This is a genomic window from Janthinobacterium sp. FT14W (assembly GCF_009208755.1).
Lineage (GTDB): Bacteria > Pseudomonadota > Gammaproteobacteria > Burkholderiales > Burkholderiaceae_D > Janthinobacterium > Janthinobacterium violaceinigrum.
Genome location: NZ_WFLL01000180.1, coordinates 1 through 255, shown reverse-complemented (window position 1 = coordinate 255; position 255 = coordinate 1). Strand labels below are relative to the sequence as shown.

Annotated in this window: 1 pseudogene; it reads left to right on the top strand. The window is 63.5% G+C overall.

Going from position 1 to position 255, the window contains the following annotated elements:
- Positions 1-255: pseudogene (locus GCN74_RS29105) on the top strand (Nin-like protein); the annotation flags it as partial.

Below are 255 nucleotides of genomic sequence, written 5' to 3'. Positions count from 1 at the left end.
AGGCCTGGTCGAGTGGACCACGTTTATCGGCATGCGCGCCGACGAGCCCATGCGCGTGGCGCGGCTGTCGACGCAGGACTACGGCAAGCACGAAGTGAAAGAAGCGCCCCTGGCGGCGGCCGGCCTGGCCGTGGCTGACGTCAGCGCATTTTGGGCAGCACAAGATTTTGACCTGGGCCTGCCGAATATGAGCGGCAAGACGATGCACGGCAACTGCGATCTGTGCTTCCTGAAAGGCGGCAACCAGGTGCTATC